This window comes from Cupriavidus sp. HY129, assembly GCF_059492215.1.
On sequence record NZ_CP083255.1, the window covers coordinates 194,610 to 207,208 of the forward strand.

Consider the following 12,599-nt stretch of genomic DNA (forward strand, 5'->3'; position numbering starts at 1 on the left):
CGCTTCAAATCCATATTGAATAAGGCATAACGCAGTATGCAGCATTTCAACCCCGCCCGGCGGGGAAACCTATCCACAGAACCGAGCCCATCGACATGACGCCCCCTAACGCTTCGTCTACCGCTTCCTCTGCCGTCTCCTCTACCAGCGGCCAGGATTCCCTTCAGGTCACGCGCGACGGCCATGTCGTCCAGGTCCTGATTCGCAGGCCGCCCCATAACCACCTCGACCCGGCATTCGTCGGCCTGCTGGCGGACACGCTCGAACAACTCGATGGCGACGACGAATGCCGCGCCATCGTGCTGGCGGCCGAAGGCAAGTCCTTCTGCGCCGGCGCGGACTTCTCCGGCCAGCAAGCATCGTCATCGGTCAGCCGCGACCCGAGCCCGTTCTACAAGCAGGCCATGCGGCTCTTCCGCACGCGCAAGCCGATCGTCGCCGCGGTACACGGCGCGGCCGTGGGCGCCGGCGTAGGGTTGTCGCTCGTGGCGGACTTCCGCGTCACCTGCCCCGAAGCACGGTTCAGCGTCAACTTCAACCGGCTTGGTTTTCACCCCGGCTTCGGCCTGAGCCTGACCCTGCCCCGCCTGATCGGAGTCCAGCAGGCTTCGCTGCTGCTATACACGGGACGCCGCATTGATGGCGAGACCGCCACGCGCATCGGACTGGCCGACGAACTCGTGCCGGCCGACCAGGTTCTGGCCCGCGCCCATGCGCTGGCCACCGAGATCGCAATCTCGGCCCCGCTCGCCGTGGAAAGCACGCGCGCCGCGCTGCGCGAGGGGCTGGCAGATGCGATCTACGCCGCCAACCAGAAGGAGCTGGCCATCCAGCTCACCCAATTCCCGACCGAGGATTTTCGCGAAGGCGTGGCAGCCATGGCCGAACGCCGTCCGCCGAACTTCCGTCGTCGCTGATACTCAATGGAGCGAATCTACGTGACCGTTTCAACCAAAACAGATGCCGGACCACTGTCCGGCGTGCGCGTGCTCGATCTGTCCGCCGTGGTGCTGGGCCCGATGGGCACCCAGGTGCTGGCCGACATGGGTGCGGACGTCATCAAGATCGAATCGCCCGAAGGCGACCTGATGCGCGCCAACGGCGTGGTCGAGGTGCCGGGCATGAGCTCGATCTTCCTGGCGTTGAACCGCAACAAGCGTTCGGTCGTGCTGGACCTGAAGACCGAGGCCGGTCGCGCCGCATTGCGCCGCCTGATTCCAACCGTCGACGTGCTGGTGCATAACATGCGCGTCTCGGCGATCGAGCGGCTGGGTTTCGGCTATGACGCTGTGCGCGCACTGAATCCCGAGATCGTCTACTGCGCCGCCACCGGCTTCGGCCAGGATGGCCCGGATCGCGAGAAGCCCGCGTTCGACGACATCATCCAGGCCGCCTGCGGATTCGTCGGCGCCGCGTCGATCAACACCGACGAGCCCGACTATCTGCCGAGCCTGATCGCCGACAAGACCACAGGTCTGGCTGTGGCCAACGCGGTGCTGGGCGCGCTGTTCCATCGCGAGCGGCATGGCCGTGGCCAGTACGTCGAGGTGCCGATGCTGGAAACGATGGCCGCGTTCGTGCTCACCGAGCATATGGGTGGCCTGACCTATCCGGGCTCCAAGACCAAGGCCGGCTACGCGCGCCTGCTCGAAGGCGGCCGCAAGCCCGTGCGCACCAAGGATGGGTGGATGAGCCTGCTGCCATACACGGACAAGCACTGGAAGGCCTTCTTCCACGAGGTGGACCGCGACGATCTGGGCGAACGCTACAACATCGCCAGCCGCGCCGACCGCAATGCGCACATCAAGACGTTGTACAGCCACCTGCGGGAGTTGGCGCCACTTCGCACGACGGCGCAGTGGATGAAGCTCTGCGAGCAACTCGACATCCCCGCCACGCCGATCTACTCGCTCGAAGCGCTGCCCGAGCATCCGCACCTGAAGGCCGTCGGCCTGTTCCAGGAATCGAAGCATCCCGTCGTCGGCACCATCCGGGAAATCCGGCCGACAGCGCGCTTCGCGGGCACGCCGACCTCGATCCGCCGCCCCGCCCCGACGCTGGGGCGTGACACTGCCGAGGTACTGCGTGAAGCCGGGTTCGAGGAAAGCGAAATCAAGGCGCTTGGCGGAAGCTGAGCGGTGGGTGCCGCGCGTCGTCGACCTCCCTTCAGGTCAACGACGGCAGCATCGCGGCCAGCACGATCCTTGCCAGCGCCTTCATCTTCCATCTCCTGACCGACGCTCAGGCCGCCTTGGCAACAAGTGGCGGATAGTCGGTCAGGCCACGCGCGTCGCCGCCGAACAGCGTGTCGCGATCGTGGACGGTGAGGGTGGCGCCGGTGCGCAGGCGCTCCGGCAGATCGGGGTTGGCCACGAACGGGCGGCCAAACGCGATCAGGTCGGCCCATCCTTCGTTCAATGCGGTCTGGGCGCGCGCCGCGGTGTACTTGCCGGCGTAGATCAGCGTGCCCGGATAGACCTTGCGCAGTTGCTGCTTGAAGGCCGTCGGCATATGCGGGGCATCCTCCCAGTCGGCTTCCGCGATATGGATGTAGCCCACGCCGATCTCGCCGAGCAACCTGGCCGCAGCGGTATAGGTGGTCTCGGGATCGGCATCGACGCAACCATTCAGCGTGGTCAGCGGCGCCAGACGGATGCCGACGCGGTCTTTGCCACCCGTGCCTTCGATCAGCGCCTGTGCCACCTCGCCCAGGAAACGCAGCCGGTTTTCCAGCGAACCGCCGTATTCATCGGTGCGATCGTTGGCGCCGGAGTCGATGAACTGGTTGACCAGATAGCCATTGGCTGCGTGCAGCTCCACACCGTCGAAGCCCGCCGCCATGGCATTGCGCGCGGCCTGGCGAAAGTCGTCGACGATGGCGTGGATTTCCGCCACCGACAGCGCGCGTGGCTGCGACGCCTGGGCGAAGCCGGGCTTGCCATCGCTTTGCGCGACGAACACGTTCACGCCCTGCGCCTGGATGGCTGACGACGATACCGGCGCATGGCCATCGAGCAGGCTGATATGGCTCAGGCGGCCAACGTGCCAAAGCTGCGCGAAGATGCGCCCGCCGGCCTGATGGACGGCAGTGGTGACCTTGCGCCAGCCGGCCACCTGCTCCGGCGTGTGAATGCCGGGGGTCCACGCATACCCCTTGCCGAGCGGCGAGATCCACGTGCCTTCGCTGACGATCAAGCCGGCGCTGGCGCGTTGCGCGTAATACTCGGCCATCAGCGCATTGGGTACATCACCGGGCTGGCTGGCGCGCGAGCGCGTCATCGGTGGCATCACGATGCGGTTGGGCAGCGTGAGCGAGCCGAGCGAATACGGCTGGAACAGCGGATTGCTGGTGTGGGTCATCATGATCTCCTTAATCCCAAACCGGAGCCAGGCCCTCAGGGCTGACTTCACGGCCGTTGCGTTCCAGCGAGGCGATCAGGGCCATGTCGGCGGCGTCGAGCTTCAGGTCGCGCGCCAGCAGGTTGCTGGCCAGGTTCTCGCGCCTGGTCGACGACGGAATCACCGCGTAGCCGAGTTGCAGCGCCCATGCCAACGCCACCTGCGCCACGGTGGCGTGGTGCTTCGCGGCAATCTGCGCCAGCACCGGGTCCTTCAGCACCTTGCCGTAGGCCAGCGTCATGTACGACGTGACGGCGATACCCTGTTCCTTCAGGAACGCGGTGAGCTTGCGGCTCTGCAGATAGGGGCTCAGTTCGATCTGGTTGGTGGCGATCTCGCCCTTGCCAACGGCCTCGATCGCCTGGCGGGTCAGTTCGATATTGAAGTTGGACACACCGATCTGGCGCGTCAGCCCGAGCGCCTTGGCTTGGGCAAGCGCGGCCATGTACTCCGACAGCGCCACGCCGTTGCCCGGCGCCGGCCAGTGAATCAGCGTCAGGTCGACGTAGTCAGTGCGCAGCTTGTCCAGGCTTTCGCGCAGGCTCGGCACCAGCTTGTCGGCGGCGTAGTTCGCCGTCCAGATCTTGGTGGTCACGAACAGTTCATCGCGCTTCACACCGCTATCCGCAATGGCCTGGCCGACATCGGCCTCGTTGCCGTAGATCTGCGCGGTGTCGATGGCGCGGTAGCCAACGTCCAGCGCATTGCGCACCGAGTCCACAACGACCTGGCCAGTCAGGCGGAAGGTACCAACGCCAAACGAAGGAATGCTCATGGTGTAACTCCTGTGAAGGTTCATGCAATCTCGATGGACGAAGTTTGCCGCCCTTATCTTTGCGGATAAAGCCGTGTATAAATGAAATTCATTTGAATTTTGATCAACAATGAAAACCACCATCGACGAATTGCTGGCCTTTGCCGCGGTAGTGGACACCGGCTCGATCACGGCGGCGGCTGAACAACTGGGGCTGACGATCTCGGCCACCAGCCGGACCTTGAGCCGTCTGGAGGAGAAGCTGAAGACCACGCTGCTGCGACGAACCACGCGGCGGCTGGAACTGACCGAGGAAGGCGCCGCCTTCCTGGAGCACGCGCGCGCGATCCTGGCGATGGTCGACGAAGCGGAAGAACAGATGGCCGCACGGCAGATGCGACCCGTCGGGCGCTTGCGGGTGGACGCGGCCACGCCGTTCATGCTGCACGTGATCGTGCCGCTGGTGGCGGGATTCCGCGCCAGCTACCCCGAGGTGGAACTGGAACTGAACTCGAACGAAGGCTTCATCGACCTGATCGAGAAACGAACCGACGTGGCGTTCCGCATCGGCCAGTTGAAGGACTCGACGCTGCATGCGCGACCGATCGGTATCAGTCAGATCCGCGTGCTGGCCAGCCCGGAGTATCTGAAACGCCACGGCACGCCCACCAAGCCGGCGCAACTCGCGCAACATGCGCTGCTGGGCTTTACCCAGCCTGAATCACTGAACGACTGGCCGCTGCGCGACGACGCCGGTGGCGTCGTGCACATCAAGCCGACGATTGCATCGTCGAGCGGCGAAACGCTCAGGAGCCTGGCGCTGGCGGGCCAGGGAATCGTCTGCCTGTCGGACTTCATGACGCTCGAGGACCGGCAGAGCGGGCGGCTGGTGCAGCTGTTTGCGAAGCAAACCCTGGACGCGCGCCAGCCGATCAACGCGGTCTACTATCGCAACACCGCGCTGGCGTCACGGATCACCTGCTTTCTCGACCATGTGGTCAAAACACTGGGCAAGCAGCCGTTCGAACGGTAGGCGAATCCGTCCCGTGTGGGCACGCTCCATACTTGATGCAGAATCAAAAGTATTTGACCAATACCGGTCTTAATCTGCAAAGATAAACTGGGCAGACTGCGATCCATCGAAAATCCATCGTGGATCGCAGCCAAATGTCCCAACTGTCCAAGCCCTTCGCCATGGGCGAGCGCACGCTCTCCAGCCGCATCGCCGTGGCGCCGCTGACGCGCCCCCATGCCGAGCCGTTTGTCGCCAACCAAGATCTGGTAGCCCACCTGGCGCACAACTCGCCGCGCAGCGTTGCACCGCGCGCCTTCCACGACGTTCTGAGGGGCCTGCCGCGATGAAATCGAACACCGCACTGCTCGCCCTCGCCATCGGCGCATTCGGCATCGGCACCACCGAGTTCACGCCGATGGGCTTGCTCCCGGTCATTGCCGAAGGCGTCAACGTCAGCATTCCCACCGCGGGGATGCTGATCACCGCCTACGCCATTGGCGTGATGGTCGGCGCGCCCGTGATGACGCTGCTGTTCAGCCGATTCGGCAAGCGCACCGCGCTGATGGCGCTGATGGCGATATTCACCATCGGCAACCTGCTGTCGGCATTGGCACCGGGATACGGCACGCTGCTCGCGTCCCGCCTGGTGACCAGCCTCAACCACGGCGCATTCTTCGGCCTGGGCTCGGTCGTGGCCGCAAGCGTGGTGCCGAAGGAGAAGCAGGCCAGCGCCGTGGCAACGATGTTCATGGGCCTGACCATCGCCAATATCGGCGGTGTGCCGGCCGCCACGTGGATCGGTCAGCAGGTTGGCTGGCGCCTGGCGTTCGCGGGCACGGCCGCGCTCGGACTGGTTGCGATCGCCGCGCTCTGGCTCGCGCTACCCAAGGGCGAGCGCGGTACGCGGCCGAACGTGCGACGCGAACTGACCGTGCTCACCCACCCGACCGTGCTGCTGGCCATGGCGACGACCGTGCTCGGCGCGGGCGCGATGTTCACGCTCTACACCTATGTGGCGCCGATGCTCGCCAGGCTGACTGGCGCATCCGACAACTTCGTTGCATTGGGTCTGGTACTGATCGGCGTGGGCTTCACGATCGGCAATCACCTTGGCGGCAAGCTTGCCGACCGCTCGCTGGACGGCGCGACGACGACCTTCCTTGCCGCACTCGCCGTCATCATGCTGGTACTGCCGTTCGCGCTGCAAAGCCATGTCGGCGCGGCCATCGGTCTGCTGGTCTGGGGCGCGGCAGCCTTCGCCGTGGTGCCGCCGCTGCAGATGCGCGTGATGGAAGCCGCTGCGGAAGCGCCCGGACTCGCGTCGTCGATCAACGTCGGCGCCTTCAATCTCGGCAATGCGGTGGGCGCCGCGCTCGGCGGCGGTGTCATCAGCCTCGGACTCGGCTACGCCGTCGTACCGGTAGCAGGTGGCCTGCTGGCGGCATCGGGCGTGCTGCTCGTGTGGCTCGGCCGTGCCAGCAAGCGCGCCGCGCAGCCTGTGAAGGCATAACGCGCCGCTGGCACGAGCTTGGACAGCGCCACAGGCTACAGTTGTCCGCGCTATGCGCCTGCCGTGTCCGTGGCAGGCGCGAGCCGCAGCACGCAGTCGACGCCGACCACGCCATTGGCGCGCACGAACAACGGGTTGATTTCAGCCTCGGCAACCGTGACGCCCTGCACAGCGGCCAGACGCGAGAATCGGACGATCGCGTCAGCCAGCGCATCTACGTCGCCCCGGGGCAACCCACGGAAGCCGCGAATCAGGCGCGTCGTGCGGACCTCCTCGATCATCTGCATGGCCTCTGCCGGCGTCACCGGCGCGGGGCGCAGACTGACATCCCGGTGAAGTTCGGCAGTGATACCGCCGGCGCTGAGCATGACCATCGGCCCCACCAGCGGGTCGTCGCGGAAGCCCAGCATCAACTCCAGCAAACGATCTTCCATGCGCTGGACCAGAATGCCGTCGATGCGCGCGGCGGGCGCGCCGCGGCGCGCATTGTCCATCAGGCGTTCGGCGGCGGCGGCCAGTTCCGCGTTGTCGCGCACGCCAACTTGCACACCACCGATCTCGGTCTTGTGCAGGATGTCGCGCGAGCAGATCTTGGCCACTACCGGGTACGGCACGGCGTGCTGCAGCGCCCCTTCGGTCACCAGTTCCGCCGTCGCGATCGGCACGCCCAGCGCACCAAACACCGTCGCTGCCTCAAGCTCAGAGAGATCGCCCCGCGTCGGCAAGCCAGCCGGCCACTGCACGGGCAGACAGGATTCGGACGCGTCTTCGCCTACATGCGCGCCTCGGAACAGGCACGCCAGCGCATCGGCACAGCTCTCCGGCGTGCGGAATGCCGGCACCCCCGCCGCCTGCAGCAATTGCAGGGACTCCGGTGCTTCCGGAGCCAGGAACGACAGCAGCGGTTTGCTGCCGACGCCTGCAGCCTCGACGATCGGCTTGACCGCAAGCTGAGGATGAAACTGCGCTGACGAGCCCACCACGCACAGCACGGCGTCACACCAGTCACTCAGCCGCATCTGCTCGACCAGATCCCGGTACTGGGCGCTTGTAGCCGCCAGCGTCAGGTCAATGATCGGTGTCTGGCGAATCTTCACGCCGCGCTCGGCCATATGCGCGACGAACGATGCGGGCGGTGGCACCGCTTCCACGTCGGCCAGGCCCAGCCGGTCCACCACGGTAGCCGCGCCACCGCCCGTGGTGGTCACCACAGCCACGCGCGGCGCACGGGTCAGCGCCGGCACATGGCTTGCGTAGCGCAACGCCAGCGGTGCGGCTTCGAACAGCGTTTCAAGCAATTCCACGCGCATCGCGCCATGCTTGCGCAGGAAGGCATCGACCGCTGCATCGTTGCCAGCCAGTGCCCCCGTGTGCGATTGCGCAAGCGCCTCACCCTGCTCGGAGCGACCTAGCTTGTAGACCAGCACCGGCTTGCCGGCAGCACGCGCGCGGCGGAGTGCGGGGCCCAGCACCGCCGCATCGCGAATCGTTTCGAGGAACAGCAGGATGACTTCGGTAGCCGCGTCGTCGACGAGCAGGTCCACCAGCTCACCCACGCCGATGTCGCTTTCGTTGCCGACCGAAACCAGCTTGGCAAACCCGAGCCCACGCGCCGCGCCGCGCGACAACAGCGCGCCCAGCATGGAGCCGCTTTGGGAGATCACGCTGACAGGACCGCGATGGAGCGTGTCCATCTCCAGCACGGCGTTGACGGAAAGCACGGCGCCGCTGTGCACGTCGACCACGCCGATGCTGTTCGGCCCCAGCAGCCGCACGCCCAGTTCACGTGCCCGCGCCGCCAGCGCCTGCTGGGCGGCCATGCCAGCCTCGCCCACCTCGGCGAAGCCGTCCGAGAAGACCGTCACCACACGCGCGCCACGCGCGGCGGATTGTTCAAGTGCCTCGGCCACCTGCGCGCCCGGCACCATCACAAACGCGTGGTCGATCGCGGCTGGCAGCGCCGCGACGCTGGGATACGCCTGAAGGCCCATCACCTCGCTACGCCCGGCGTTGACGGGGAACACGCGCCCCTGGAAGCCGTGCTTGCGCATGAAGCGCAGTGGTCGCGCCGTATTCTTCTTTTCGTCGGCCGAGGCGCCTACGAGCGCGACAGCATCGGGGGTGAACAGTGCCCGGGCCAGTTGTTCGCGCGTGATCCGTTCGGTGGATCGCTTCGTGTCGTGATCGACGCTAGTCATGGTGTTTCGTGGAGAAGATTGGAATTCGGGGAAAGTCAGCCCACCTGGAGCTTGTCCAGGGCCAGCGAGCGCAAGGGCCGGTCGTCCAGGCGCCAGAGCGCGTCGAGCAAACGGGCGGCGTGCACGGAGCCGAGCGCGGGGGCGCTCAGTTCCATGAACTTGTCGCCAAGCGTCGCGTCGTCAAGCGGGGCTTCCGGGTCACCAAGGCGATATGGCGCGAAGTGCGCGTGACGGCTGCCATCGGTCATCTCGATTTCCACCCGCGCCGCGCGCTGCTTCGGGAAGGCGGCAGTCAGTTCGGGATCGGCCGTCAGCCGGATCTTGCTCATCAATGCGCGGATGGATGTGTCAGCCAGCCTGGCCGGTTCAAACGCGTCAAGCCGAACCGCGCCATGCAGAATGCCGTGCGCCACCACATAGGGCAGGCTGAAGCGGGCTTCGAACGGCGTTTTCGGGTCGAAGTTGCCCGTCACATCCAGTGCCACCTGATAGGTGCGCACGTTGACCGCCGCGATACGCGCTGGCGCCAGCACGTTGTCTCGCATGATGCGCATGGCGGCATCAATCGATGCGAACGTATGGCCGCAGCAGCCATGGTTCTTCTGCGTGATGCGTGTGATGTTGAAGTCGGTGCCCAGGCCGCTGGTGACGCCGCGCCAATCCGGGCTACCGCACATCGCTGCCCCGAAGCCGGCATCGCCTTCGAGAATGTCGTGCACGCCCGTCACGCCATGCGCGGCGCCCTGCGCCGCCTGAACGCCAACCTGTGCCGCATGTCCGGCATGCAACGCCTTGGTCATCGCGTCGGACCGGAATGCCTGTTGCAGGCCAGATGCGAATGTCGTGGCCGTGGCCATGGCATCGGCGGCGGCACGTGCATTGCCGGGCGCCGTCAGAACACTGCCAGCGGCCGCGGCGCCGATGCAGCCCACGGTGCCGGTCGTGTGGAAGTAGCGATAGTGCGCCGGCTGGATGGCCGCCCCGATGCGTGTGCTGACCTCGTAGCCGGCAATCACCGCACGCAGGAAGTCGGTGCCGCTCGCGTCCCGATGCTCCGCCAGCGCAAGCGCGGCGGCAATCGTCGGACACCCCGGGTGATAAATGGCATCGCGGAAGATGTCGTCGAATTCGGCCGCGTGCGAGGCGCTACCGTTGATCCACGCCGCCAACCCCGGAAACGCCGTGGTGGCGTGCCCGACCAGCGTGCTGAGCCCGACGCCGGTCTCCGTCTGGTGCGCCGCAACAAGCTGGCGGCCGGGCGCCATCGGCACGCCGGCCATCAGGGCGGCAAACCAGTCGATCACAGCGCGTCGCGCGTGGTGCATGACGTCGTCCGCCAGCGTCGCGCGGGCCTGGTCGCCGACGTACTCGGCAAAATCGTCGATCAGCATTCCATGTGTCTCCTGAGCAGGAATGCCTCCCATGGTACGAACGGCAGCCGCCCCAGCTTTGACGATTCGAGAAAGCTCCCGCGCCAGAACGTGTATGCGGCGCGCAAGCGGCTGGTGCATACTCCGGCTGGCACGACCATCGCGCCAGCTTTTCCAAATCGAGCACGCACACCCATGGACATCGCCTCGCTTGCCATCCTGATCGCCGCTATCGAGGAGAAGAGTCTTTCACGCGCGGCCGAGCGAGAGAATCTCGTCACCTCCGCGGCCAGCAAGCGGATTGCCGAACTGGAACGCCGCGCGGGCACGGCGCTGCTGCGTCGCCATGGACGGGGCGTGGAGCCGACACCGGCGGGCGCCATGCTGTATCAGCGTGCCAAGGCCATCGTGCGCAGCGTGCAACTGGCGCAGGACGCACTGGCCTCCTACTCGATGGACGGCATCGCCAAGATTCGCCTGGCATCGAACCGGTCGACGATCCTGCAATTCCTGCCGACCGATATCAGCGGCTTTCTCAAGCACGACCCCGATGCCCGCATCGACCTGATCGAGGCGTTCAGCTTCGACATTCCGCGCATGGTGGCCAACGGCGATGCGGACATCGGCATCTATCACGCGCGCAGCCCGAGCCCGGGCGTGTACTCCCTGCCCTACCGCAAGGACCGTGTCGGACTGGTCGTGCCGCGCGGCCACCCGCTGGAGGCGAAAGGGTCGCTGCGGCTCGAGGAAGCACTGGACTACGACTTCCTTGGCTACTTTCCGCGCCATACGTTCGACGCCTTCCTCACCCTAGTGTCAGGCACGATCTCGCGCCCGCTGACCGTGAAGACACAGGTCTCGAACTTCGAGGCCCGCTGCCGCATGGTGCGCGAAGGCCTGGGCCTTGCCGTGGTGCCGGAGGGCATCGCCAGGAACTACCTGCAGATGATGGGGCTGTCACTGCTGACTCTGCGCGACGCATGGGCCGAGCGAGAGTTCTACGTCTGCGTGCGCGACAAGGAAAGCCTGCCGTCCGGCGTGGCGCGGCTGCTCGAATACCTGAGCCGCTGCGAGGCGATGGAGCAGCATTTCCTGAAGCCGCGCTGAGACCGCACTGCCGCCACGAGTCCCCATGATGCCGCGATCGCGCATGACAGCCGCAATGAAGTCTGCGTTTCCATATCGTCAAAGCTCGGGTACGTCAGCTCTCTAAGATGAAAAACAGCCACCCACCCTGCCTTGAAAGGGGGGCGCTGATTACAAGATTCATCGGAGACAGCAATGAAGAATTTCCTGCGGCACGCCGCCGTCGGGCTGATGCTCGCCTGCGCCGCGACCGGCCACGCCCAGCAGCCGTATCCCTCCAAGCCGATCCGCGTCGTCGTGGCGTTCACCGCCGGCGGCACCACAGACATCCTCGCGCGTGAAGTCGCGCAGCAGATGAGCAAGGCGCTTGGACAGAGCGTGGTGGTGGAGAACCGTCCCGGCGCGGGCGGCAACATCGGCACGGACTTCGTCGGCCGCAGCGACGCGGACGGCTACACGCTGCTGGCCACGTCGGTGGGCCCTGTGGCCATCAACCCGACGCTGTATCGCAAGCTCAAGGTCAATCCGCAAACCGACCTGCAAGCGGTGGCCCCGATCGCCGATGTGCCGAACGTGCTGGTGGTGTACCCCGGCCTGCCGGTGAAGTCCGTGCAGGATCTCGTCGCCTATGCGAAGGCGCACCCGAACGGCCTCAACTTCGGCTCCACCGGCGTGGGCACCGCCGCGCATCTGTCGGGCGTGCTGTTCAACGAGCGTACCGGCGCCAAGACCACACACGTGCCATACAAGGGCGCCGATGCGCTGAACGACCTGCTGGCCGGACGTGTGCAGTTCATGTTCGCGACGATTCCGTCGGTGATTTCCCATATCCGTGGCGGTCAGCTTCGCGCCATCGCCGTCACCTCACGCAAGCGTTCGTCGGCGCTGCCCGATGTGCCCACCATGGCGGAAGCCGGTGTGCCGAACCTTGTCACAGGCGCATGGTTCGGGCTGTTCGCACCCAAGGGCACGCCGCCGGAAATCGTCGCCAGGTTGAACAAGATCGTGACCGATGCGCTGGGCCAACCCGACATGCGCGGCAAGTTCGCGCAACAGGGCGCGGAATCGATGAACATGACGGCCGATGCCTTCGGCAAGTTCGTGGCGGCCGAGTACCTGACGTGGAAGCCGGTGGTAATCAGTTCTGGCGCCCGCATCGACTGAGTCGACCGTTCGCGCGCGGCACCCTTCCTGCAAGAAAAAGGGCCGGTCTCATCGACCGGCCCTGCTGTTTCCGCAACCTTGCGGCTAGCCTGCTGCACCTACC

11 protein-coding genes are annotated in these 12,599 nt (G+C 65.9%); 7 read left to right on the top strand and 4 right to left on the bottom strand.

The features are described 5' to 3' along the window. Nucleotides 1-95: 95 nt before the first annotated feature. Together K6G35_RS17315 and K6G35_RS17320 are read left to right on the top strand one after the other, a co-directional pair. The gene (locus tag K6G35_RS17315) at nt 96-917 is read left to right on the top strand and encodes an enoyl-CoA hydratase/isomerase family protein (protein WP_495676803.1); all 822 of its coding nucleotides are present in this window, start codon (nt 96-98) and stop codon (nt 915-917) included. Nucleotides 918-923: 6 nt separating this feature from the next. Further along, a complete protein-coding gene (locus K6G35_RS17320; RefSeq protein ID WP_008652112.1) occupies nt 924-2,135 on the top strand; it encodes a CaiB/BaiF CoA transferase family protein in 1,212 nt (403 codons plus the stop codon). 106 nt (nt 2,136-2,241) lie between these two features. On the opposite strand, the gene K6G35_RS17325 is transcribed toward K6G35_RS17320, so the two are convergent. Both K6G35_RS17325 and dkgB read right to left on the bottom strand, forming a co-directional pair. Continuing rightward, nucleotides 2,242-3,363: an alkene reductase gene (locus tag K6G35_RS17325; RefSeq protein ID WP_495676804.1), complete on the bottom strand. Its 1,122-nt coding sequence runs from the start codon at nt 3,361-3,363 to the stop codon at nt 2,242-2,244. A 7-nt stretch (nt 3,364-3,370) separates the two neighbouring features. Next, nucleotides 3,371-4,174: a 2,5-didehydrogluconate reductase DkgB gene (gene dkgB, locus K6G35_RS17330; RefSeq protein WP_186426801.1), complete on the bottom strand. Its 804-nt coding sequence runs from the start codon at nt 4,172-4,174 to the stop codon at nt 3,371-3,373. Between the two features lie 109 nt (nt 4,175-4,283). Between dkgB and K6G35_RS17335 the strand changes: the two genes are divergently transcribed. From K6G35_RS17335 to K6G35_RS17345, 3 genes are all read left to right on the top strand, one after another. Continuing rightward, a complete protein-coding gene (locus K6G35_RS17335) occupies nt 4,284-5,186 on the top strand; it encodes a LysR family transcriptional regulator (protein ID WP_008652132.1) in 903 nt (300 codons plus the stop codon). Nucleotides 5,187-5,320: 134 nt separating this feature from the next. Continuing rightward, nucleotides 5,321-5,515, top strand: coding sequence for a hypothetical protein (locus tag K6G35_RS17340; protein ID WP_186426800.1), 195 nt, complete (start codon nt 5,321-5,323; stop codon nt 5,513-5,515). Continuing rightward, nucleotides 5,512-6,678, top strand: coding sequence for an MFS transporter (locus tag K6G35_RS17345; protein ID WP_495676805.1), 1,167 nt, complete (start codon nt 5,512-5,514; stop codon nt 6,676-6,678). Before K6G35_RS17340 ends, K6G35_RS17345 begins: the two co-directional genes overlap by 4 nt. 50 nt (nt 6,679-6,728) lie before the next feature. Here K6G35_RS17345 and K6G35_RS17350 read toward each other — a convergent pair whose 3' ends face one another. Both K6G35_RS17350 and K6G35_RS17355 read right to left on the bottom strand, forming a co-directional pair. After that, a complete protein-coding gene (locus tag K6G35_RS17350) occupies nt 6,729-8,876 on the bottom strand; it encodes an acetate--CoA ligase family protein (protein WP_008652128.1) in 2,148 nt (715 codons plus the stop codon). A 35-nt stretch (nt 8,877-8,911) separates the two neighbouring features. After that, complete coding sequence (locus K6G35_RS17355) at nt 8,912-10,267, bottom strand: MmgE/PrpD family protein (RefSeq protein WP_495676806.1); 1,356 nt, start codon at nt 10,265-10,267, stop codon at nt 8,912-8,914. A 174-nt stretch (nt 10,268-10,441) separates the two neighbouring features. On the opposite strand from K6G35_RS17355, the gene K6G35_RS17360 reads away from it, so the two are divergent. Both K6G35_RS17360 and K6G35_RS17365 read left to right on the top strand, forming a co-directional pair. Continuing rightward, complete coding sequence (locus K6G35_RS17360) at nt 10,442-11,353, top strand: LysR family transcriptional regulator (protein ID WP_008652125.1); 912 nt, start codon at nt 10,442-10,444, stop codon at nt 11,351-11,353. Between the two features lie 174 nt (nt 11,354-11,527). Next, nucleotides 11,528-12,496 carry a Bug family tripartite tricarboxylate transporter substrate binding protein gene (locus K6G35_RS17365; protein ID WP_008652124.1) on the top strand — a complete coding sequence of 323 codons (969 nt, stop codon included), beginning with the start codon at nt 11,528-11,530 and terminating at the stop codon, nt 12,494-12,496. The last annotated feature ends 103 nt before the right edge of the window (nt 12,497-12,599 follow it).

What these genes read in the sequence shown, in the direction of transcription:
- K6G35_RS17355 (WP_495676806.1), bottom strand. Translation starts at nt 10,267, where the DNA reads ATGCTGATCGACGATTTTGCCGAGTACGTCGGCGACCAGGCCCGCGCG.
- K6G35_RS17325 (WP_495676804.1), bottom strand. Translation starts at nt 3,363, where the DNA reads ATGATGACCCACACCAGCAATCCGCTGTTCCAGCCGTATTCGCTCGGC.
- K6G35_RS17320 (WP_008652112.1), top strand. Translation starts at nt 924, where the DNA reads ATGGAGCGAATCTACGTGACCGTTTCAACCAAAACAGATGCCGGACCA.
- K6G35_RS17350 (WP_008652128.1), bottom strand. Translation starts at nt 8,876, where the DNA reads ATGACTAGCGTCGATCACGACACGAAGCGATCCACCGAACGGATCACG.
- K6G35_RS17340 (WP_186426800.1), top strand. Translation starts at nt 5,321, where the DNA reads ATGTCCCAACTGTCCAAGCCCTTCGCCATGGGCGAGCGCACGCTCTCC.
- dkgB (WP_186426801.1), bottom strand. Translation starts at nt 4,174, where the DNA reads ATGAGCATTCCTTCGTTTGGCGTTGGTACCTTCCGCCTGACTGGCCAG.
- K6G35_RS17315 (WP_495676803.1), top strand. Translation starts at nt 96, where the DNA reads ATGACGCCCCCTAACGCTTCGTCTACCGCTTCCTCTGCCGTCTCCTCT.
- K6G35_RS17345 (WP_495676805.1), top strand. Translation starts at nt 5,512, where the DNA reads ATGAAATCGAACACCGCACTGCTCGCCCTCGCCATCGGCGCATTCGGC.
- K6G35_RS17335 (WP_008652132.1), top strand. Translation starts at nt 4,284, where the DNA reads ATGAAAACCACCATCGACGAATTGCTGGCCTTTGCCGCGGTAGTGGAC.
- K6G35_RS17365 (WP_008652124.1), top strand. Translation starts at nt 11,528, where the DNA reads ATGAAGAATTTCCTGCGGCACGCCGCCGTCGGGCTGATGCTCGCCTGC.
- K6G35_RS17360 (WP_008652125.1), top strand. Translation starts at nt 10,442, where the DNA reads ATGGACATCGCCTCGCTTGCCATCCTGATCGCCGCTATCGAGGAGAAG.